Source organism: Acinetobacter sp. YH01007 (assembly GCF_013420425.1).
In the GTDB taxonomy this organism is placed as follows: domain Bacteria; phylum Pseudomonadota; class Gammaproteobacteria; order Pseudomonadales; family Moraxellaceae; genus Acinetobacter; species Acinetobacter towneri.
Map to the genome: position 1 here is coordinate 43,117 of NZ_VOYC01000017.1, position 21,132 is coordinate 64,248.

At 39.3% G+C, this 21,132-nt stretch carries 21 protein-coding genes; 15 read left to right on the forward strand and 6 right to left on the reverse strand.

The genetic code is table 11. The annotated features are described in order from the left end of the window. Positions 1-58: 58 nt before the first annotated feature. From FTT74_RS09960 to FTT74_RS09980, 5 genes are all read left to right on the forward strand, one after another. Positions 59-1,063, forward strand: coding sequence for an SDR family NAD(P)-dependent oxidoreductase (locus FTT74_RS09960; RefSeq protein ID WP_096902815.1), 1,005 nt, complete (start codon positions 59-61; stop codon positions 1,061-1,063). 173 nt (positions 1,064-1,236) lie between these two features. Then, a complete protein-coding gene (fumC, locus tag FTT74_RS09965) occupies positions 1,237-2,631 on the forward strand; it encodes a class II fumarate hydratase (protein WP_179988974.1) in 1,395 nt (464 codons plus the stop codon). 132 nt (positions 2,632-2,763) lie between these two features. After that, positions 2,764-2,952: a type II toxin-antitoxin system HicA family toxin gene (locus tag FTT74_RS09970; protein WP_004973562.1), complete on the forward strand. Its 189-nt coding sequence runs from the start codon at positions 2,764-2,766 to the stop codon at positions 2,950-2,952. 2 nt (positions 2,953-2,954) lie between these two features. Then, positions 2,955-3,338 (forward strand): type II toxin-antitoxin system HicB family antitoxin, encoded by a 384-nt coding sequence (locus FTT74_RS09975; protein ID WP_004973564.1) that lies wholly within the window; start codon positions 2,955-2,957, stop codon positions 3,336-3,338. Positions 3,339-3,713: 375 nt separating this feature from the next. Beyond that, complete coding sequence (locus FTT74_RS09980) at positions 3,714-4,205, forward strand: hypothetical protein (protein WP_004973565.1); 492 nt, start codon at positions 3,714-3,716, stop codon at positions 4,203-4,205. A 104-nt stretch (positions 4,206-4,309) separates the two neighbouring features. Here FTT74_RS09980 and FTT74_RS09985 read toward each other — a convergent pair whose 3' ends face one another. Continuing rightward, the gene (locus tag FTT74_RS09985; protein ID WP_104851971.1) at positions 4,310-5,227 is read right to left on the reverse strand and encodes a LysR family transcriptional regulator; all 918 of its coding nucleotides are present in this window, start codon (positions 5,225-5,227) and stop codon (positions 4,310-4,312) included. A 93-nt stretch (positions 5,228-5,320) separates the two neighbouring features. Here FTT74_RS09985 and FTT74_RS09990 point away from each other — a divergent pair, with 93 nt between their 5' ends. The 8 genes from FTT74_RS09990 to FTT74_RS10025 all read left to right on the forward strand — a co-directional run bounded on the left by FTT74_RS09990 (position 5,321) and on the right by FTT74_RS10025 (position 11,432). Continuing rightward, positions 5,321-6,562 (forward strand): acyl-CoA dehydrogenase family protein, encoded by a 1,242-nt coding sequence (locus FTT74_RS09990; protein ID WP_004973568.1) that lies wholly within the window; start codon positions 5,321-5,323, stop codon positions 6,560-6,562. Positions 6,563-6,692: 130 nt separating this feature from the next. Then, on the forward strand, positions 6,693-7,814 hold the full coding sequence (locus FTT74_RS09995; protein WP_179988973.1) for a phosphotransferase family protein: 1,122 nt from the start codon (positions 6,693-6,695) through the stop codon (positions 7,812-7,814). After that, positions 7,811-8,509 (forward strand): histidine phosphatase family protein, encoded by a 699-nt coding sequence (locus FTT74_RS10000; RefSeq protein WP_004973573.1) that lies wholly within the window; start codon positions 7,811-7,813, stop codon positions 8,507-8,509. The genes FTT74_RS09995 and FTT74_RS10000 overlap by 4 nt, the downstream gene beginning before the upstream one ends. 10 nt (positions 8,510-8,519) lie before the next feature. Next, positions 8,520-9,263: an SDR family oxidoreductase gene (locus FTT74_RS10005; RefSeq protein WP_004973576.1), complete on the forward strand. Its 744-nt coding sequence runs from the start codon at positions 8,520-8,522 to the stop codon at positions 9,261-9,263. A 162-nt stretch (positions 9,264-9,425) separates the two neighbouring features. After that, positions 9,426-10,136 (forward strand): SGNH/GDSL hydrolase family protein, encoded by a 711-nt coding sequence (locus FTT74_RS10010; RefSeq protein WP_179988985.1) that lies wholly within the window; start codon positions 9,426-9,428, stop codon positions 10,134-10,136. Between the two features lie 80 nt (positions 10,137-10,216). Beyond that, positions 10,217-10,360: a hypothetical protein gene (locus FTT74_RS10015; RefSeq protein WP_179988972.1), complete on the forward strand. Its 144-nt coding sequence runs from the start codon at positions 10,217-10,219 to the stop codon at positions 10,358-10,360. Further along, the gene (locus FTT74_RS10020) at positions 10,357-10,809 is read left to right on the forward strand and encodes an XRE family transcriptional regulator (RefSeq protein WP_154320746.1); all 453 of its coding nucleotides are present in this window, start codon (positions 10,357-10,359) and stop codon (positions 10,807-10,809) included. Before FTT74_RS10015 ends, FTT74_RS10020 begins: the two co-directional genes overlap by 4 nt. A 32-nt stretch (positions 10,810-10,841) precedes the next feature. Further along, on the forward strand, positions 10,842-11,432 hold the full coding sequence (locus tag FTT74_RS10025) for a uracil-DNA glycosylase family protein (protein WP_104851964.1): 591 nt from the start codon (positions 10,842-10,844) through the stop codon (positions 11,430-11,432). 77 nt (positions 11,433-11,509) lie between these two features. Here the strand turns inward: FTT74_RS10025 and FTT74_RS10030 are convergent, their stop codons facing one another. After that, positions 11,510-13,033 carry a phospholipase D family protein gene (locus FTT74_RS10030; RefSeq protein WP_131261443.1) on the reverse strand — a complete coding sequence of 508 codons (1,524 nt, stop codon included), beginning with the start codon at positions 13,031-13,033 and terminating at the stop codon, positions 11,510-11,512. A 237-nt stretch (positions 13,034-13,270) separates the two neighbouring features. On the opposite strand from FTT74_RS10030, the gene FTT74_RS10035 reads away from it, so the two are divergent. Both FTT74_RS10035 and FTT74_RS10040 read left to right on the forward strand, forming a co-directional pair. Beyond that, the gene (locus tag FTT74_RS10035) at positions 13,271-14,386 is read left to right on the forward strand and encodes an S-(hydroxymethyl)glutathione dehydrogenase/class III alcohol dehydrogenase (protein ID WP_004973720.1); all 1,116 of its coding nucleotides are present in this window, start codon (positions 13,271-13,273) and stop codon (positions 14,384-14,386) included. 517 nt (positions 14,387-14,903) lie between these two features. Next, complete coding sequence (locus FTT74_RS10040; protein ID WP_104851962.1) at positions 14,904-15,962, forward strand: 3-deoxy-7-phosphoheptulonate synthase; 1,059 nt, start codon at positions 14,904-14,906, stop codon at positions 15,960-15,962. Positions 15,963-16,085: 123 nt separating this feature from the next. On the opposite strand, the gene FTT74_RS10045 is transcribed toward FTT74_RS10040, so the two are convergent. From FTT74_RS10045 to FTT74_RS10060, 4 genes are all read right to left on the reverse strand, one after another. Continuing rightward, the gene (locus FTT74_RS10045; RefSeq protein ID WP_179988971.1) at positions 16,086-17,276 is read right to left on the reverse strand and encodes an MFS transporter; all 1,191 of its coding nucleotides are present in this window, start codon (positions 17,274-17,276) and stop codon (positions 16,086-16,088) included. Between the two features lie 293 nt (positions 17,277-17,569). After that, on the reverse strand, positions 17,570-17,944 hold the full coding sequence (gene gcvH, locus FTT74_RS10050; protein WP_104851960.1) for a glycine cleavage system protein GcvH: 375 nt from the start codon (positions 17,942-17,944) through the stop codon (positions 17,570-17,572). Positions 17,945-18,015: 71 nt separating this feature from the next. After that, a complete protein-coding gene (locus FTT74_RS10055) occupies positions 18,016-19,044 on the reverse strand; it encodes an AraC family transcriptional regulator (RefSeq protein WP_004973729.1) in 1,029 nt (342 codons plus the stop codon). 227 nt (positions 19,045-19,271) lie between these two features. Beyond that, the gene (locus FTT74_RS10060) at positions 19,272-21,131 is read right to left on the reverse strand and encodes an ABC transporter ATP-binding protein (protein ID WP_179988970.1); all 1,860 of its coding nucleotides are present in this window, start codon (positions 21,129-21,131) and stop codon (positions 19,272-19,274) included. Position 21,132: the final 1 nt, after the last annotated feature.

The window sequence follows — 21,132 nt, forward strand, 5'->3', positions numbered from 1 at the left end:
AATTCACTAATGCAATGTGCCAAGGCGCATTCAGACTTTATAAAAAAAGGTAGTATAAATGATTTTAGTGACTGGTGGTTTAGGCTTTATAGGCTCACACATTGCATTAAGCCTAATGGCTCAAGGGCAAGAGGTCATTATTGTAGATAATTTATCCAATGCAAGTATGCAGACTTTAGAGCGACTTGAATATATTGCAGGGCGTTATGTGCCTTTTGCCAAACTGGATGTAAGAAATACGCCTGCGCTGAACAAAGTTTTTGAACAATATTCGATTATTGCGGTGGTGCATTGTGCAGGGTTTAAATCTTTAGAAGAATCGGTGCTTAAACCACTGGAATATTATAACGATAACGTCAGTTGTATTATGAGTTTATTGCGTTCCATGCAACGTACAGGTGTGCGTCGTTTAGTGCATCTTTCAAGTATAGCGGTCTATGGCAAGTCAGGATTGAATCTGGAAGAAAGCCAGAGTTTTAATTACACCTATGCCAATCCGTATGTGAAATCTCAGCAGATGGTTGAAGAAATCATCCGCGATACTTTTAGAACCGATAATGAATGGAATATTGCTATTTTGCGCTTGAGTAATATAGCAGGTGCATTTGAACACGGCATTTTAGGTGAAGTCGTTGCTCCGTTACCTAAAAATATTATTCCTTTGGCGATGCAAGTCGCAGTACAGCAGCGTGAAGCGATTGAATTACGTCAGCAAGCTAATACTGCAGATCAAACTGTAGAACGTAGCTTTGTGCACGTACTCGATGCCTGTGATGCTGTGATTGCAAGCCTGCATTGGTTATTTGAGCAAACGCATAGCTGTGAAGCTTTTAATATTGCGGGAGAAGTGGTTTCAATTCAACAATTACTTGCACGTATTAGTGAAGTCACTGACACTGAAATTGCTACAGTTCCTGCAATTCATTATGAATATCCTGAGTTAGATCAGTTAGGTGCAGTCGTAGATAAGGCACAACAATATTTACACTGGCAGCCAAAACGTAGTCTGGAAAAAATGCTAGAGGATGAATGGCGTTTTTATCAAAATACGCTTAAGCATTAAAAGTAAGCGCTATAAAATTCGTTGAGATGCGATTCACGAAGCCTCATAGCTGAAACAGATACAATGCAACGGAATTATTGATAATAATTATCATTTACTAGGCTGTCTGTTTTTTATAAGATCGAGATAAGAGCACATGACATCATTGAAATCACGAAGGAATGAGGCTGAACATGCAAACACGTATTGAACATGACACCATGGGTGAGGTTGAAGTTCCGAATGACGCGCTTTGGGGCGCACAAACTCAGCGCAGCTTACAAAATTTTAAAATCGGCAATGAGCGTTTACCACGCGCCATGATTCGCGCTATGGGTTTGGTTAAAAAAGCTACGGCAATCACCAATGCAAACTTAGGGCAAATCCCTCAAGAGTTGGCGCAGTACATTGTCGGTGCAGCAGATGAAGTCATTGCAGGGCAGTGGGATAGCCAATTTCCTTTGGTGGTGTGGCAAACAGGTTCGGGTACGCAAAGTAACATGAACTGCAATGAAGTGATTGCCAATATCGCCAATCAAAAACTGGGGAATCCTTTAGGTGCACAAAAGCCTGTACATCCGAATGATCATGTCAACCGCGCCCAATCGACCAATGATTCTTTTCCAACTGCAATTCATGTGGCAGCGAGTTTGCAAATTAATGAACTGCTCATTCCTGCAGTAAAGAGTTTGCGCGATACGTTGCATGCGAAAAGTGAAGAATTTTCTGAAATTGTCAAAATTGGACGTACACATTTACAAGATGCGACACCATTAACTTTAGGGCAGGAATTTAGTGGCTATGTATCTCAATTAGATCATAGTTTAAAGCGTTTGGAACAGGCTTTAACAGGCTTGTATGAGTTGCCGCTTGGTGGTACAGCAGTCGGTACAGGCTTAAATGCACATCCTGATTATGCGGTACAGGCAGCGGAGCAATTGGCACAGCTTACAGGCTTAGCTTTTGTGACTGCACCAAATAAGTTTGAGGCTTTGGCAGGGCGTGATGCTGCAGTATTTGCTTCGGGTGCATTAAAAACTTTGGCGGTGAGTTTAAATAAAATTGCCAATGATATTCGCTGGTTAGCCAGTGGCCCGCGTTGTGGTTTTGGTGAGTTGCGTATTCCAGAAAATGAACCTGGTTCAAGTATTATGCCGGGTAAGGTTAATCCAACACAAAGCGAAGCGATGACCATGGTAGTTGCACAGGTATTGGGCAATGACACCACGATTAACGTGGCAGGTGCATCGGGCAATTTTGAGCTGAATGTATTTATGCCAGTGATCGCATATAACTTATTGCAATCTATTCAACTCTTGGGTGATGCCTGCAATAGCTTTAATGAGCATTGTGCCGTTGGCATTCAAGCAAACCGTGAAAAAATAGATCACTTTTTGCATGATTCACTCATGTTAGTGACCGCTTTGAATCCTGTAATTGGTTATGAGAATTCAGCGAAGGTGGCTAAAACAGCTTATAAGGAAAATAAAACCTTAAAGCAAGTTGCAGTAGAGCTGAATTTGGTCACAGCAGAGCAGTTTGATGAAGTGGTACGTCCTGAACAAATGATTGTACCGAATACCAAGTAATCAGTTTTAAACAAATTCAAGGTCTGTGTTTGTCTGCACATGATGCGAGGTAGACACAGACTTTGTTTATGAAAATCAGGGAAAATTTTGGGCATCCTTCCTTATTAAAATTATGTTGTGTATAATTACACAATGAACAGCAAAGACATTATTAAGCGTCTTGAGCAGGAAGGCTGGTACAAAGTGGGTGGTAAAGGCGACCATGAAAAGTATAAGCATCCTGAAAAGCCTGGACATGTTGTGGTACCACATCCACGTAAAGATATGCCAATAGGAACTCTACGCAATATATATAAACAGGCTGGTTGGGAGTGGAGGTAAAAATGTTATATCCAGTATATGTTCACAAAGATGAAGATAGCGCATACGGTTTAACCTTTCCTGACTTTGATGGATGCTTTAGCGCAGCAGATGAGATGCAAGATATTCAGCGCATGGCACAGGAAGCGGTTGAAGTTCACTTTGATGGTGAAGATATTCCGTTACCAGAACCATCAAGCCCAGAGCAATGGTTAGGTGATGAGCGATTTGAGGGGGGGTTTTGGTTGTTAGTTGATATTGATACAACAAAAGTAAATACAAAGTCTATTCGTATTAATATCAGCATGCCAGAAGCTTTAGTGAAACGTATTGATGCTGTTGCAAAAAAACAACATTTAAGCCGTTCGGCATTCTTAGCTAAAAGCGCGGAAATGGCGTTGCATTAATCAAGTAAAATATACTAAACCCAGCCTAAATGCTGGGTTTTCTATTGCACCTAATTTGAATGTAGAGGGGTAATTCATCCTAATACGATTTTAAATTTATGTGTTGGTGTAAAGACATAATTTGCATAACGGCAGAATAGGCTGCTACAAGGTGCTATCTAAATGTAATAGTTCAAAACCCGTCATTTAGTCGCATTAACCACTTTTAGATGCTTTCTTTTATGTCCGTTCCTTATTCAACTTACATTGATTAAGCTGCCATAATTGCTAGAATACGCAATACTTCAAAATACTGTTTTGCTAAAGTTTTGCATTTATTTTGCAAAATTTAATTTTTTTATAAGCAACTCAATATCTTAACTACGGAAATTTTCAATGCTCTCAATTTATTTAACAGATGTTCAGCAACACGTGCAATTTAAAGATTACCCGGGTGAGCAGCCTGTTAAATTTATCTTGAATTTTAAAAAGATTTTTCCAAGTGTAATGGAGCTTTTACTACCTGTATTGCCTGAAAATGAAAATCTGGAAGAAATGACGTGGGAATCAACCACTGCAGATTTAGAGTTATTTAAATTGCTGCTCAGTGGGTGGGGCGTGATTGAATTACGTTTAAATGCGCTCAGTCAGTTCAAGGGCAAGACATTTGCAGATCAGTTAGTGAAACAAGCCCAACAAAAACGTAAAGATTTCGCCAAAGCACAACAACAATTACAAACTGTGGAGCTAGATTACTTATTTATGCATGAAACACATGCCTTAATTGATGCTGAATTGGTAGAAGTAGGTGAAAAGTTCTATTTGCCAATTTTGCGTGATTTATGGAAAGGCAAAGTATCTACAAAAGTATTGGAAGCGAAGTTTTAAGAACAAACCCATATTAAAAAGCTGTCTCGGCGGCTTTTATTTTTTATAGAATCATACAAGACGATTAGCAACCACTTGCAAATTCAAGATTAATTCAAAATAGCCTAAGCAAAGATTTTAGAAATTTCCTCTCTTAAGAAATAATGCCTTGAATTTTCCTGTAAATCTTTATGCCAATACATCCCCATATTAATTACAGGCAAGTCTACAGGCACATCAAAAATATTCAATTTTTGGCTCATATTCAAATGCTTTAAAATCATTTTAGGAATAGTTAGTATGGCTTGAGGATGCTGCTGTAAAATCTGTAACGCCGTAGAATAGTGCTGACAACGTAAAAAAACCTGCCGTGATAATTGCTTTTGATGCAAATAAATATCTTCTAGCAACATACCAGTACGCCGTGATGAAACCCCAATATGTGCAGAAGATAAATAAAGTGCAGTATTCATTTCTTGTTGTGAACTACAGACCACAAATTGGTCTTGAACTAAGGATTGAAACTGAATTTTATCGCCAAAGTTTTGTTCTAAATCAATTACAAAATCAATTTGTTGTGTTGCTAAATCTGCCAAAACCGTTTTGCGGTCTAATTTGTGGCTCAGAAATTGAATATCCAAGTTCAACTTTTGAAAATGCGCCACCAATTTAGGAAAAATAATCGGTTCAATTTCATCATGGATAGCAATTTTGAGCGATTGCAACATATTCGGCTCAAATTGCTGTTTCTGTATTGCAATACTTTGAATCGCCAACAAGGCATTTTTAATAGTCGGATAAATTTGCTCGGCAAAAGGCGTAGGCAGCATTTTATTGCCACTTCGCACCAGTAAATCATCTTGTAAATGTTGTCTTAAACGCTGCAAAGCATGACTGGCGGCAGATTGGCTAATACACAAAATTTGTGCAGCTTTGGAAATACTGCGCTGCTCATAAATTGCAACAAACATCGGGTATAAATTGATGTCTAAACGATGAAAAACGGTAAGATCAACTTTTGCATTGTTATGAACATGATTCATAGTGTTTTATTGAATTAAATCATTTTATTCATATTACTTTTCAAGTTAAGGTGTTGTAAAGCAATGAATACAATATTTTAAGGGATTTGAACCATGTTTGAGCTATCTGCACGCGCCAAAGACTATATAGAACGTACCAAAGCCTTTATTGCCAAAGAAATTGAGCCGATTGAAGCTGAATTCTGGGCAGAAGTTCACGAATTAAATCAGGGTGGTGACTGGACTAAATGGCAATGGCCAGCACAATTAGAACAATTAAAAGCCAAAGCCAAAGCTGCAGGTTTATGGAATATGTTTTTACCTTGTCCAGAATTAGGACAAGGTTTGTCGGTACAAGAATATGCACACATTGCAGAGTTGAGTGGACGCAGTTTGATTGCGCCAACCGTATTTAACTGTAATGCACCCGACAGCGGCAACATGGAAGTTTTATGGCGCTATGGTTCTGAAGCACAAAAGGCAGAATGGCTGACACCGCTGCTTGAAGGTAAAATTCGTTCTGTGTTTTGTATGACTGAACCTGCAGTGGCTTCAAGTGATGCCACCAATATGCAGGCAACAGCAGTCGTAGACGGCGATGAAATTGTCTTGAATGGTCGTAAATGGTGGTCTTCAGGTTTGGGTGATCCAAATGCCAAAATTATTATTTTTATGGCGCATACACCCGATGAAACCAAAGACCGTCATCATCAACACTCTATGGTTTTAGTCCCTGTGGATACTGCGGGCGTTAAAATTCAACGCATGTTACCTGTATTTGGTGATTACGACGCGCCACACGGTCATGGCGAAGTCAGTTTTGATAACGTGCGTGTGCCTGTTGCCAACTTTATTGGCGGTGCAGGACAAGGTTTTGAAATTGCACAAGGTCGTTTAGGTCCGGGGCGTATTCACCATTGTATGCGTTGTATTGGTGCAGCCGAAAAATCTTTGGAGTTGATGATTGACCGTGGCATGAGTCGTACCGCATTTGGCAAGGAAATTCTGAAACTCGGTGGCAATTTGGAGCGTGTAGCGGAAGCACGTGTGGCGATTGACCAAGCACGTTTATTAACTCTCTATGCAGCCTATAAAATGGATACTTTAGGCAATATGGCAGCACTTACCGAAATTTCTGCCATTAAAGTGGTTGCACCAAGTGTCTTGGAAAAAGTAGTTGATATGGCGATGCAGATTCATGGTGGTGCAGGCGTATCTAGAGATACACCGTTGACAGGTTTCTTTGCCCAAGCGCGTAGTTTACGTCTTGCCGATGGACCAGACGAAGTACACAAAGGCATGATTGCCAAACTTGAGTTGGCTAAACGTGGTTATCGTAGCAGCCGCAAAAAATAAGTCAGTTGCGAATTTTTTATTGTGTCGCTTGGTAGTGTATTCGGCAATATTTCTGATATTGCCGATACATCTCAAGAGAACACGGAAAATCTATGTTAGATTAAAAAAATTGGAAAATTAGGGAAAAATAATGTCAGTTATTGATGTAGGCGGCACAGTACGCGAAGGCGAAGAACTCGATATTCAGGCAGTGACAGCATGGTTAAAACAACAAAATGTCGATGTCGTAGAACCTGTAGAAGTCACACAATATTCAGGCGGTGCATCGAACTGGACATATCGCCTTAAGTACAGCAATGCTGATTTAATTTTGCGTCGTCCGCCCAAAGGTACTAAAGCTAAATCTGCACATGACATGGCGCGTGAATATCATGTGCAAAAGAATTTAGCCCCGTTTTATCCTGTGTTACCTGAAATGGTGGCGTTGTGTCAGGATGAAGCTGTAATTGGCTGCGATTTTTACGTGATGCAACGTATTGAAGGCATTATCCCACGTGCAAAATTGCCACCAGAGCTTGATTTTAGCGAAACTCAAGTACATGAACTTTGTGTAAATGTCATTGATAAACTGATTGAGCTGCATCAAGTACCTTATGCAGGAACTGAGCTAGAAAAATTAGGGAAAGGTGATGGTTATTGCCGACGTCAGGTAGAAGGTTGGGATGCACGCTATGCCAAAGCACATACCATCAACGTGCCATCTTTTAAATATGTGCGTAAATGGTTGTTAGACCATATTCCTGTAGATTCAAAAACCTGCATTATTCATAACGACTGGCGTTTTGATAATGTGATTTTAGACCCGAAACATCCGACTCAAGTGATTGGCGTTTTGGACTGGGAAATGGCAACACTGGGCGATCCACTCATGGATTTAGGCTCGGCTTTGGCATATTGGGTTGAAGATACCGATAATCAAATTTTTAAAGCCACCCGTCGTCAACCAACGCACTTAAAAGGCATGTTCACACGTCAGCAAGTGGTGGACTATTATTTGCAAAAAACAGGCTTGAGCACCGATAACTGGACATTCTATGAAGTGTTTGGAATTTTCCGTTTAGCGGTGATCGCCCAGCAAATTTATTATCGTTATTTCCACAAGCAAACCAATAATCCTGCATTTAAGGATTTCTGGATTGTCGTTCATGCTTTGCATATTCGTGCCTTAAAGTTAATTGGTTTACAAAAACTGGAAGCAAATGAACTAGCACAAAAATATATCGCCAAATTTAAGGAATTGATGCCGAAATGACCACCATTTATTTAATTCGTCATGGGCAAGCATCTTTTGGGGCAGAAAGTTATGATCAACTTTCGCCTAATGGTGAGTTACAAGCCAAATTGCTCGGACGTTATTTTGATCGCATTTTAAAAGAAGCACCCTATGTGGTGGCTGGTTCAATGCAGCGCCATCAGCAAACTGCACAACTGGCTTTGGCAGAATGTTTTCCTGAGGTCGAAATTCATACCGACAGCGCATGGAACGAGTTTAATCATCAACAGGTTTTCGCGCAGTATGAACCGCGTTTTAATCAACCTGAATTGATGAAAGAAGATGTCGCCAAAGAGGTCAATCCTCGTGCATATTTGGCAAAAATTTTTGAAGGTGCGATAGAACGCTGGACGGGCGGTGAATATCACCATGAATATGAAGAATCTTGGCCGCATTTTAAACAGCGTGTCGAAGATGCATTGCAGCATTTATGTGATGACTTAGCCCAAAAACAACCACGATATGCTGTGGTATTTACTTCTGGTGGTGTGATTTCTGTGGCTGCAGGTAAAATTTTAGGCTTAACGCCCAATAAAACCTTTGCATTGAACTGGGCAATTACTAACTCAAGTATCACCACTTTACGTTTGGTCGGCAGTGAACCACAACTGTTAAGCTTGAATGAACATCATTTTATTAAAGCTGAAAACTCAAATTTATTGACTTGGATTTAAGGATCAAACCATGACAAAAACAATTCTAATTACAGGTGCAAGTTCAGGTATTGGTGCGGGTATGGCACGTGAATTTGCTCAAATGGGTTATAACCTTGCAATTTGCGCCCGACGTTTAGAGCGTTTGGAAACGCTGAAACAAGAACTGGAAAGCCAGTTTGGTATTCGTGTTATTGCAAAAACGCTGGATGTCACCAATTATGATCAGGTGTTTCAGGTGTTTCGTGAATTTAAACAAGATTTTGGACAAATTGACCGCATTATTGTCAATGCAGGCGTGGGCGAAGGACGTCGCATTGGTAAAGGTAATTTTGCCATCAACAAAGCCACAGTAGAAACCAACTTTATTTCAGCTTTGGCGCAGTGTGAAGCCGCGGTTGAAATTTTCCGTGAGCAAAACTCAGGGCATTTGGTGATGATTTCATCTATGAGTGCCATTCGTGGTATGCCAAAACATCTTACTGCTTACGGTGCAAGTAAAGCTGCAGTAGCACATTTAGCAGAAGGAATTCGTGCAGAATTAATTGATACACCTATTCAAGTTACGACTATTTTCCCTGGTTATATTCGTACCGAAATCAACGAAGGTGCAAAAAAACTGCCTTTTGAAGTTGATGAAAAAACAGGTTCACGCTTACTTGCTGCAGAAATTGAAAAAGCGCCAATTAAAGCCTATGTACCTAAATGGCCATGGTTGCCATTGGGCTTAGCTATGAAAGTTTTACCATTAAAATTGGTCAATAAACTCGGCTAAATAGCAGCGATATCATAGTATTTGAATAGCATCCTGAAATTTAAAGCTGATGATGAATGCAATCACTTTAAATGACACGATGCTATTTTTATATTTGAGTCTCTACTTTTGTTTGGGTTTAAAATTTGTATTTTCGGTTTTCGTATTTAAGAGTGAAATGTGATGTGGCTTAGAACAGCAACCCTTGCCTTAATTCCCGCTTTGGTGATTCAGGGAAGTCGTGTTAAAAAGAACAAGATCCGATTGCCTGAAGCCGAAGGCGCACGAGAAGGTATTACAGGGGAAGGGCAAACGCTGTCATTATTGATTTTAGGCGATTCTGCCGCTGCAGGCGTTGGGGTAGCACATCAAAATGATGCGCTTTTAGGTGCGGTGATTTCTGCTTTGCAGCATCAGTACCAAGTACATTGGCGTTTAGAGGCGCAGTCTGGAGATACTACCTCACAAGTCATTCAAAAAACGAAAAAACTGGTAAATCAAAAATATGATGTTGTGGTTACTTCTGTTGGTGTCAACGATGTAACACGCTTAATGTCGGCACAGACTTGGATTAAACAACAGCAACATTTTTATCAACTTATTCAAGCGAAATTCCAACCTGAATTAATCATTGCTACGGGGGTTCCACCAATGCATTTATTTCCCGCATTGCCCAATCCATTATCTTGGCTATTTGGACAATACGCAAAACAAATGAACTTACAATTAGAAAAAATGATTGCACAACAAGAAGATATGCAGTGGATTGAATATGATATTCGAAAATATCAATCCATGAATTTAGAAATGGCAAAAGATGGTTTTCATCCAAGTAAAGAAATTTACCAGATTTGGGGGAAAGAAGTCTCGGATAGGATTTTGGAGTGGTTTTAGGTAAATTAACTTAAATAATGGTATAGTGTTAACAATCGTCAACACTAAATTATAATTAAATCATCAAGCAGAATGAAAATATGAAGAAACATCCCAATAAACATATTCGCGAAGCAATTGAATATGCGATTGAAAACGGCTGGGATGTTATCGATTCAGGTAAATCAGCACATGCAAAACAAATCTTGCGTAAAGTAAAGCAATGTCATGGAGATGAACTATGAATAACTATCACTTTACTGTTGTGGTACGTGACGCACGTTCTGATCTGTCTGTGCTAGAAGATAAGTTCTTTGAAGCGGGTTGTGATGATGCATTAGTTTGCAGTTATAACGATACAATTTATCTTGAGTTTGACCGTGAAGCTGAAAATGCAGAACAAGCGATTCACTCAGCATTAGACAATATTCGCTCATTAGGATTTCATGATCTGATAGTAGAAGAGCAAGGTTATTCAACTTTGGCAGTAATGGCTGAACGTGCTGGAATGACTCGTCAAGCATTATCTTTATATGCGCAAAATAAACGTGGTGACGGAAACTTTCCACGTCCGATGTATGGACTTGCATCTAGATCTGCAATGTATTTTTGGCCAGAAGTTGCGACATGGTTATTCAATCAAGGGAAGTTACATAAAAATCATTATGAAGTTGCTCGTACTGCAATGTCTTAGCTTAATTTAAAGACCAAAGGTTCAATCTATAAATGTCTGATTCTAAAATAGAAACCCATCCACTCGAACCCTTTTTACCAGCCAATGCCAAGCTGTTAATGCTTGGGAGTTTTCCACCACCTAAAAGCCGTTGGAAAATGGATTTTTATTATCCGAATTATCAAAATGATATGTGGCGAATTTTGGGCTTATGCTTTTTTCAAGATAAAAACTACTTTTTAGATTTAGAAGCTAAAAATTTTCATCTTCATAAAATTATTGATTTTTTAAACACCACTGGCATTGCTATTTCAGATACGGCGCAGCAGGTGATTCGCTTAAAAGGCAATGCATCAGACAAATTTTTACAGATTGAAAAACCAATGGATATTGCAGCACTTTTAAGCAAGATACCTTTATGTCAAAGCATTATGACCACAGGCGATAAAGCGACTGATACACTCATGTTATCTATGCCTGAATCTGCCGAAAAACCTCAAATTGGGCAGGCGACACATTGCTATTTTGCCAAGCGTGAGCTGCATTTATATCGGATGCCTTCATCTTCACGAGCCTATCCTTTAGCTTTAGAGAAAAAGGCAGAAGCGTATTTTAACTTATTTAAAGAAATAGGCTTACTATAAGTAACTTTAAATAATTGTAGACAGTGATGGCAGAGAAAGAAAAATACGCTTCCATAATTAATGTCTATCTATTGTCATTACATCATCCATTCAATAGGGAATAATGAAACTGTTTTCATCATAAAACGCTGAAACTGTGTGGTTTCAGGATCATGATGATACGTTTGAATACTGCCATCTGCCTGATGATCTAACCAAATAATTTGACCGTTTTCGTCTAATTGCAGTTCATACGCAATTTGTGGCAAATAGCGGTCTAAAGATTGAGAAACATCGTTTTGCAATTGTTCAGACTCTAACACCAAGCCAACTTCGGTATTTAATTTTGCAGAACGAGGATCAAGGTTAAAAGAACCTACAAAGACCATGCCATCTATATCAAAGAATTTGGCATGTAAACTCGAGGCGTTTTTGCCTTTGGCAGGAATTACGTTACCCGTTGCAACTTCATACCAAGTACGCTTTTTTCGTTCAATATAAGGCTTAAATTCATATAAACGAATACCTGATTTAAGTAAATCTACGCGATACTGCTGATAAAATGCATGTACCAAAGGCACATCATTGGCTAAAAATGAATTGGTCAATACACGTATCTGTATTCCTTTTTCAGCCAGTTGAGTGAGTGTTTTAAGACCATCTTCTGTTGGGACAAAATAGGCAGAAACCAGTTCTAAATGTTGTTTGGGCTCACCCATTAACTTTAACATTTGTTTGTAAATCAGTTGCTCGCCTTGAGCTGTACCCCGAATTTTATTCGGAGAATCTGCCACAAAATGCGCACATACCCACTGTACAGGATGTTGTTCTAATTTGATGCTGACTTCTTCTTGCGCGTTAGCCACACGTTCACGAATTTTATCTTTATATTTGGCATTTAATTCATAGCGATTACGCAATTCTCTCAATTGCAACGCGTTGCCTGTGCCTAATAATTGCTTTACTGAATAGCTTAGTTCGTCATTCCAAAACTCTAAAAACACGGCATTGGCTTGGGGGACAGCACTGCCATAGAATAGAATATCCATATCAGTAAATTGAAAATTTTCACTGGCATCAAAATATTCACGGCTAATATTACGCCCACCTGTCACGGCAATCGCCCCATCGGCAATAATTAGTTTATTGTGCATACGGCGATTGATTTGTTTAAAACGAAACAAATAATCCATCACACGAAAATGCCGATATTTGTACGGATTGAAAATTTTTATTTCAAAATTAGGATGCTGAGCAAGCCGTTTTAAGGTTGGATCAAGTTGCGTACCATTTTGATCATCAATTAATAAACGAACTTTTACACCACGATCTGCTGCTTTGAGCAGTTCAGCCAACATCAACTGACCAATTAAATCATCTTCCCAAATGTAATATTGTAAATCTAAATGGTGCTGTGCTTTTTGAATCAAATATAAACGCGAGGCGATGCTACTAAAGGCATCATTTAGAGAAAGATACGCTGTTAAATTTTGGGATAAATGTGCATCAATTTCCTGACCATTCAGCCAATGATCTACATAATGCTCAACAGGGCTATCTTTGCTCGCTTGATTCATCGGTAAACTGCATCCTGTCAGTAAAATAGCGAAAAAAGCCAACATTCCAAGCCAGTAACAAGGTCTTTGGATCTTCATGATTATTCTTAAGTCATTCTGTATTTATACATGGAGATTATCCTCATGTTAATGCTTGAAACTCTGAATAGAAAGAGGGTATTGTGAGAGTCTGTTGATATTTTATAAATAGCTTGCGAGATATCTCTCTCACATCGCAAACATAGACGAATTGTCAGCAGCCCCTTATCATCTGTTAATGTATTTTTTAGGGATAATTTGCTCATGAAATCACGTGCAGCCGTCGCATTCGGCCCAGGTCAGCCGCTTGAAATTGTTGAAATTGATGTTGCACCGCCGCAGGCTGGAGAAGTCTTGGTCAAAATTACCCACACAGGGGTATGCCATACCGATGCATTTACCTTATCGGGTGAAGATCCTGAAGGTGTTTTCCCTGCAGTTCTTGGCCATGAAGGTGCAGGTATTGTGGTTGAAGTTGGTGAGGGTGTGACCAGTGTTCAACCAGGCGATCATGTGATTCCGCTTTACACAGCAGAATGTGGCGAATGTTTATTCTGTAAATCTGGTAAAACCAACCTATGCGTTTCCGTACGTGCGACACAAGGTAAAGGTTTAATGCCTGATGGCACGACACGTTTTTCTTATAATGGACAACCGATTTATCACTACATGGGCTGTTCAACCTTTAGTGAATATACGGTAGTTGCTGAAGTATCTTTAGCAAAAATTAATCCTGAAGCCAATCATGAGCAAGTTTGCTTATTAGGTTGCGGTGTTACAACTGGTTTAGGTGCAGTTAAAAATACTGCAAAAGTCCAAGAAGGCGATACCGTTGCGGTATTTGGCTTAGGTGGTATTGGTTTAGCTGTTGTGCAAGGTGCGCATAAAGCCAAAGCCAGCCGTATTATCGCCATTGATACCAACCCAGAGAAATTCAAATTGGCAGAACAATTTGGTGCAACCGAATTCTTAAATCCAAAAGATTATGACCGCCCAATTCAGGAAGTCATTGTGGAAAAAACAGGTTGGGGCGTAGATCATTCTTTTGAATGTATTGGAAATACCAATGTGATGCGTTCCGCTTTGGAATGTGCGCATCGTGGTTGGGGACAATCCATTATTATTGGTGTTGCAGGTGCAGGTCAGGAAATTTCAACTCGTCCATTCCAATTGGTGACAGGTCGTACTTGGAAAGGAACTGCGTTTGGTGGTGTAAAAGGTCGTTCGCAATTGCCAGGCATGGTTGAAGAAGCCATGAAGGGTGATATTCAACTCGAACCATTTGTAACGCACACCATGGGGCTAGACCAAATTAATGAAGCCTTTGATTTAATGCATGAGGGTAAATCTATTCGTAGTGTGATTCATTTTGATCAATGATGAGTAACGCGCTTAAATAAAGACCCAACAAAAACCAAGCTTCGGCTTGGTTTTTTTAACCCCTGGATTCGCTAAAACAGTAGCTTAATTTTAATAAATACATCCAATAAAAATTATTTTACAAAAAGGATTGCCAAACGGAACAATACAGCGTATTTTAATTTTAACAGCTCATTTTTTGATGAAAACAAGATGTTAAAGCAACCTTTAATCGCAAACGCTTACTATTACTTTTGGCAGTTTCAATGATTGCCTGAGTCGCGTTCGGGCAAAAGGTTGCCCACCAGTTGATACCTGATCGGCAACCCTGATCAGGTTTTTTTATGTCTGGTGTTTTGAATTTTATAGGTTTTTCGGAGATTTAATCATGTACAACGTTAATTATTCATACTTTAGCAACTTTTATTGGTTTTACTTTAGTCAATCTATGACTCAAACCTTGCAATCCATTAGACCCATAACGCTGAAATAAATGATCGGACTGTAAAAAAGAGAAACAGTCCAAAGGAACAGACCAATGAATGCTTTAAATACTGCTTTACAACAACAGACCAACAATACTGAAATTAGTTTAAGTTTACCGCATCAACTCAAAGCGCAACTCCCACTTTCATCTGCGCTAAAACAACAAATCGCACAACATCGACAGATTATTCAGAACATTTTAGCGGGCACAGACCCTCGCTTATTGGTCATTACAGGACCTTGTTCAATTCATGATCCGCAAGCAGCACTCGAATACGCAGAAAAATTAAAACAATTACAAAGCCAAGTTTCAGATCAAATTTTCTTGGTGATGCGCGCCTATATCGAAAAGCCACGTACTACGGTAGGCTGGAAAGGCTTTTTGTATGACCCAGACTTAGATGGCTCTGCAAACATGCAATTAGGCTTAGAAAAATCACGTGAACTGTATCTACAAATTATAGAAATGGGTTTACCAATTGCTTCTGAAATTTTAAGCCCAATGGCAACGGGATATTTTGATGATGTACTGGCTTGGGGTGCAATTGGCGCACGTACCAGTGAATCACAAATTCACCGTGAAATTTCTAGCGCCATGCCGTATAGCATTGGTTTCAAAAACGGAACTGATGGCTCAATTCAAATTGCATTAGATGCAATTCAATCGGCAAGTCATCCACATCAATTCATGGGAATGAGCCAGTCGGGTTTACCTGCTATTTTGTCATCACAAGGTAATCCACACGCGCATTTAATTTTACGTGGCGCAAATTCAGGGCCAAATTATCAATTGGCAGAAATTGAGAAAATTCAGCACAAAGCCAAAGGGCAGTTGCCTGCATTGATTATTGACTGTAGTCACGGTAACAGCCATAAAGACCCACAACAACAACCGCAAGTCTTGCGTACCATTGTGGCAGAACGTGAACAGACGCAAGTCCGTGGCATCATGTTAGAAAGTCATTTGGTGGATGGAAATCAAAAGATTTCTTGCGAGATGACTTATGGTCAATCTGTTACCGATGGCTGCTTGGGTTGGGATAAGACTGAACAACTGCTTATTGAGGTCGCTGAAAGCTTAAATCGTCAGGTTTTGGCTAAAACTGCATAAAAAATAAAACTCCAGAAACCCAAAAAACCTGAAATTTCAGGTTTTTTGGGTGGGAGAGTATTTAAAAATCAACTCTTCTTAGATTAGTTTTTAAAATAACAATTCTTTTGCTGCTATTAAAAACTAAGCCTGAATATCTGCATTAGGTTGTTTAGCCACAACAAATTTATAGAAAATTAAACTGATTAAGGTCACAACAGCACAGAGCAAATACGCTGCGGTATAGTCATAACCCGCAATAATCCAACCTAGAATTAACGCGCCTAAGGCGATACCAATATCGTAACAACAAAAATACGTAGATGTGGCATGACCAATACGATCTTTAGGGGAGCGTTGAATTGAAATGGTTTGCAGGCAAGGTTGGGCAGACCCGAACCCTACACCAATTAATGCAGCAGCCAACATAAAACCGAATACACTGTGTACCTGACTCAAGACAATTAATCCTAAAGCAAATAATATAATTGCAGGATAAATCACATAACTCGCCCCTTTACGATCATAAATTTTGCCTGTAATTGGGCGCAAAATCATCATCGAAACTGCAAATATCACGAAGAATAAACTCGCATAAGACAGCATATTGCGTGATTCTGCAAAGGTGGAAATAAATGACATAATACTGGCATACGCGAAAGAAACCATCATCACCATGAGTGATACAGGAATTGCTTTTTTCTCTACAAAATCTTGAAGCCCTAATTTACGTTTAGGTGTTGTTTCAGTTTTTACTTTTTGGGTCGCAATTGGAATCATTAAACAGAAGGCGAAACCTACCCAAACACTGACGGATAGTAAGGTAGAAATACTGGCATAAGAAACACTTTGAATCAGACTTAAACCAATTAAAGGTCCCAATACAATCCCTAAATTTACTGACACCAAAAAATAGCCCATACCTTCACCTTTGCGACTGTCTGGAATAAAGTTATTGGCAATAGGGACGGTAACTGTGGTGACAATGCTGAACCAAATCCCATGTAAAAAACGCAGTACGAGTAGAAACAGTAAACTATCTACAAAAATGTATGCCACGCTACACAGACAAAACATGATTTCAGAAACATATAAGGTTTTCTTTACACCAAATTTTTCAATAATCAAACCGCTAAATGGGCGAATCGCGATTGCAGATAACATAAACAAAGTCATGGCTAAACCTGCCTGTGACAAGCTACCACCCAACTCATTCACAATATAAATAGGCAAAACTGTCGTTTGCGCAAAATAAAATATGAATAAGAACAAGTTATTGAATAAGCAGAGAATAAACGACTTATTCCATAAATGTTCAGCATTTATAGCAGACATAATTTAAACCTATATGGTGAGTGGAGCAGCGTGTAATGTGTACTTTGTTATACAGATGCTTTGTTATTGGAAATCATCACACCGCGAGATCATGCAAAAAATAATAAACCCATTTATGTGAAAAGTACAGCTATTCAATAAAATTAAACTTAAAATTAGATTTTAATGCAATTATTTTAATTATTTTATCAAATAAAGATAATTAGGTTTATTTTCTAAAGTTGCAATACAAAAAAAATCAGCCGAAGCTGATTTCTTTGAATTTGAGCGATTAAACGCTGCAAATTTAAGGCTTATAAGCCAGATTCATAGTCTGCACTTGATAAAAGCTGTTCTACATCTGCCATATTGTCTGGTTTGATTTTATAAATCCAGCCTTTGCCATACGGTTCATCATTCACAAAATCAGGGTCATCTTCTAAATTGCTATTCACTTCAACTACTTCGCCTGAAACAGGGGCGTGAATATCTGAAGCTGTTTTAACAGACTCAACCACACCTGCTTGTTCACCCGCAATTACTTTTTGACCAACTTCAGGTGCTTCTACATAGACCAAATCGCCTAAAGCATCTTGTGCATGGTCTGAAATACCTGTGACGATCAAATCACCTTCAATACGCACCCATTCATGTGTTCTTGCATATTTTAATTCAGCAGGGTGATTCATTTGATAACTCCTTAAATTGTATCGAATCTTTTTGCCATGTTTTATACATGCTTTTTGCCAAAAACAAAAGTTTATAAATACGGATCTTTACGCCAATTGCTCGGACTGCGTCCACTCCAGCGTTTAAAAGCACGACTAAAATTAGCCACATCGCTATAACCCAATTCATCGGCAATTTGTTCTAGCGTGTAGTCGGTACGGGAAAGCAGGGAAGTCGCATGTCGATAACGGACTTCATCGACCAAGTTTGAAAATGAAGTACCTTCTGCAGCCAGTTGACGTTTGAGTGTGCGGTCGGACATGTGTAGATAGTCGGCAACATTTTCAATGCTTAAATAATGCTGTTCTGCATGAGTTAAAATATCACGCACCCGCATAGAAATTCGGCGACGTTCACCTAAAGCTGAAAGCTCAGCTTCACATTGATTAATCGCAATTTGACTGGCAATAGGATCGGCATTAATCATTTTTAAGCCCAGATATTGCTTATCAAAACTTAAACCTAAATACGGCTGATCAAAACGGAATTGATGATAAGGAAATTTCGAAAAATACTGATCAAAACCTGCAGGTTTAGGAAAGTCAAAATCGACTTCACCTGTAAAGTGTTCGGTACCTGTCATGGCTTTACTCATGGTAATCATGCCAATAATTAAAGCGATGGCAATTTCTGTGCGTAAAGGTTCCATGTGAATATCACACTGCAATTGCAGACTGGCTTTTTCACCAAAAGTTGAGAAAAACAATTGTAAAAAGGGCATACGCAGTTGAATAAAACGATTGGCTAAAATCAACGCATCACTAATTTCATGCGCAGTCATAATCGCATAGCCAATAAAGCCATGAATGGAAATGCGCATTTGCGTACCAAGATGATAACCGAGCGTCGATTCGCCTGTAAGTTTTAAAGCATGTTTAACCAACTCATTGGCAATAGGTGTAGGAATACGACATTCTGGGTCTGCCAACATTTCGCTATTGAGTTGAAATGGTGCAAATAAGGTATCTGCGTTATAACCCCAACGGGATACAACATCCAAAACCAATAAGCCATAAACCCCTGGAACACCTTGTTCCTGACGTGCTGATATTGTTTTCATGCATGTTCCATTGCATTTGCTAATTTTATTTTAATTTGCCTTAGCGACTGTCATCTATGCATATCTTAGTTTGCCAAACGGCGACATAAGAACGTAGATGACATATTGCATCTTGGCATGAAAATTAAAGAAATTCTATGGAAATTGTTAGACAAAACAGGCTTTGACTATATGCGATAAATCTGCATTTCATCAAAGCCTGAGTTACAGCAAAGTTGCTGGAGATGCTAATTTTTATCAGTCGATGGTTTTACGATTTTATCTTGTTCAATTAAAAAACCACCTGTTTGACGCTGCCAAAGTTGTGCATAAATTCCGTTCATAGCCACCAGTTCATCATGCGTACCTTGTTCTGCAATACGTCCTTGATCGAGCACAATTAAACGATCCATTTGTGCAATGGTAGATAGTCTGTGTGCAATCGCGATTACAGTTTTACCTTGCATGAGTTCATCGAGGCTCGATTGAATTGCCGCTTCAACCTCAGAGTCGAGCGCACTGGTGGCTTCATCTAAAATTAAAATAGGTGCATCTTTTAAGAAAACACGGGCAATGGCAATACGTTGACGTTGTCCACCTGAAAGTTTAACACCCCGTTCGCCCACGTAGGCTTCATAGCCTTTTTTGCCACGTAAATCGGTCAATTGTGGAATAAATTCTTCGGCTTTGGCTTTGCGTACAGCTTCAAACATTTCTGCATCAGTCGCGTCAGGACGACCATATTTAATATTTTCAGCCACAGTACGGTGTAATAGCGAAGTATCTTGAGTGACAAGTGCAATATTTTTACGCAAACTGTCTTGGGTTACATCTTCAATATTTTGCCCATCAATCATAATTGAGCCGTGTTTGAGCTGATAAAAATGTAAAAGCAATTGAATGAGGGTCGATTTACCTGCACCCGAACGTCCCACAATACCAATTTTTTCGCCTGCACGAATATGCAGATTAAACTGGTCAATCACGTTTTTACTATTATAGGCAAAACTGACATCTTTAAACTGAATTTCGCCTTGAGCAACTTGTAATGGCTTCGCATTGACTTTGTCTTGAATCGCAATTGGACGTCCAAGAGTTTTCATACCATCTTGAATGGTGCCGACATTTTCAAACAGGGCAGAGGTCTGCCACATCATAAACTCGGCAATACTGTTGAGTTTAAGAATCATGGCTGTGGTGGCTGCAATAATCCCCAATTCTGCACGACCATTTAACCACAGCCAAATTGCAGTACCTAAAACGCCTACATACAACACCACGCTCAGTAAATTGATGCTGATTTCATATTGAGCGCCCAAACGCATTTGTTTATAAACCGTCACCATAAATTCTTGCATAGATGCTTTGGCGTATTGGCTTTCACGGCCTGCATGCGCAAACAATTTTACGGTTTGGATATTGGTATAAGCATCGGTCACACGTCCTGTCATCACTGCACGTGCATCGGCTTGTTCATTAGATACTTTGCTCAAACGCGGAATAAAATAAGCTGCTGCAAGAATAAATAAAGCCAACCATAGCAATAACGGCAAAATGAGCATTGGAGAAATTGCGCCCAATACTAGGCTAATCGTAATAAAGTAAATGAATACATAGGCAAGCATATCGCCCAAAATGACCCAAAACTCACGTACTGCTAAGGCGGTTTGCATGACTTTGGCAGAGAGTCTTCCTGCAAAATCATTATGGAAAAAATCCAGACTTTGTTGCAACATTAAATTGTGGAAACGCCAACGCAAACGCATTGGAAAACCACTGTATAACATTTGATGCTTCACAATTGACTGCGCACTGGCAAAAAAGATATTGGCCAATAAAATACAAAACAGCAAAGTAAGGTTCTGCTGATGTTGCGCAAGGAAAGTATCTGGCTGACTTTGACTAAGCCATGTGACTAAATCGCCAATTTTTGCATATAGCAAAGCTTCAAAGCTGGCAGCGCCTGCAGTACATAAAACCAATAACAATAAATATGGACGTACACCTGAAGCTGCTTGCCAAACAAAGGCAAAAAACGTGGTTGGCAAGGGTTCGGTCAAACCTTTATTTGGATAAGGATCTATAAGTTTCTCGAACCACTTGAGCATA

Excerpts from the sequence above, each read along its gene's own strand:
- FTT74_RS09970 (WP_004973562.1), top strand. The coding sequence starts at position 2,764 with ATGAACAGCAAAGACATTATTAAGCGTCTTGAGCAGGAAGGCTGGTAC.
- FTT74_RS10025 (WP_104851964.1), top strand. The coding sequence starts at position 10,842 with ATGTCTGATTCTAAAATAGAAACCCATCCACTCGAACCCTTTTTACCA.
- FTT74_RS10045 (WP_179988971.1), bottom strand. The coding sequence starts at position 17,276 with ATGTCTGCTATAAATGCTGAACATTTATGGAATAAGTCGTTTATTCTC.
- gcvH (WP_104851960.1), bottom strand. The coding sequence starts at position 17,944 with ATGAATCACCCTGCTGAATTAAAATATGCAAGAACACATGAATGGGTG.
- FTT74_RS10040 (WP_104851962.1), top strand. The coding sequence starts at position 14,904 with ATGAATGCTTTAAATACTGCTTTACAACAACAGACCAACAATACTGAA.
- FTT74_RS10010 (WP_179988985.1), top strand. The coding sequence starts at position 9,426 with ATGTGGCTTAGAACAGCAACCCTTGCCTTAATTCCCGCTTTGGTGATT.
- FTT74_RS10000 (WP_004973573.1), top strand. The coding sequence starts at position 7,811 with ATGACCACCATTTATTTAATTCGTCATGGGCAAGCATCTTTTGGGGCA.
- FTT74_RS09980 (WP_004973565.1), top strand. The coding sequence starts at position 3,714 with ATGCTCTCAATTTATTTAACAGATGTTCAGCAACACGTGCAATTTAAA.
- FTT74_RS10005 (WP_004973576.1), top strand. The coding sequence starts at position 8,520 with ATGACAAAAACAATTCTAATTACAGGTGCAAGTTCAGGTATTGGTGCG.
- FTT74_RS10015 (WP_179988972.1), top strand. The coding sequence starts at position 10,217 with ATGAAGAAACATCCCAATAAACATATTCGCGAAGCAATTGAATATGCG.
- FTT74_RS10060 (WP_179988970.1), bottom strand. The coding sequence starts at position 21,131 with ATGCTCAAGTGGTTCGAGAAACTTATAGATCCTTATCCAAATAAAGGT.
- FTT74_RS09985 (WP_104851971.1), bottom strand. The coding sequence starts at position 5,227 with ATGAATCATGTTCATAACAATGCAAAAGTTGATCTTACCGTTTTTCAT.
- FTT74_RS09990 (WP_004973568.1), top strand. The coding sequence starts at position 5,321 with ATGTTTGAGCTATCTGCACGCGCCAAAGACTATATAGAACGTACCAAA.
- FTT74_RS10030 (WP_131261443.1), bottom strand. The coding sequence starts at position 13,033 with ATGTTGGCTTTTTTCGCTATTTTACTGACAGGATGCAGTTTACCGATG.
- FTT74_RS10055 (WP_004973729.1), bottom strand. The coding sequence starts at position 19,044 with ATGAAAACAATATCAGCACGTCAGGAACAAGGTGTTCCAGGGGTTTAT.
- fumC (WP_179988974.1), top strand. The coding sequence starts at position 1,237 with ATGCAAACACGTATTGAACATGACACCATGGGTGAGGTTGAAGTTCCG.
- FTT74_RS09960 (WP_096902815.1), top strand. The coding sequence starts at position 59 with ATGATTTTAGTGACTGGTGGTTTAGGCTTTATAGGCTCACACATTGCA.
- FTT74_RS10020 (WP_154320746.1), top strand. The coding sequence starts at position 10,357 with ATGAATAACTATCACTTTACTGTTGTGGTACGTGACGCACGTTCTGAT.
- FTT74_RS09995 (WP_179988973.1), top strand. The coding sequence starts at position 6,693 with ATGTCAGTTATTGATGTAGGCGGCACAGTACGCGAAGGCGAAGAACTC.
- FTT74_RS09975 (WP_004973564.1), top strand. The coding sequence starts at position 2,955 with ATGTTATATCCAGTATATGTTCACAAAGATGAAGATAGCGCATACGGT.
- FTT74_RS10035 (WP_004973720.1), top strand. The coding sequence starts at position 13,271 with ATGAAATCACGTGCAGCCGTCGCATTCGGCCCAGGTCAGCCGCTTGAA.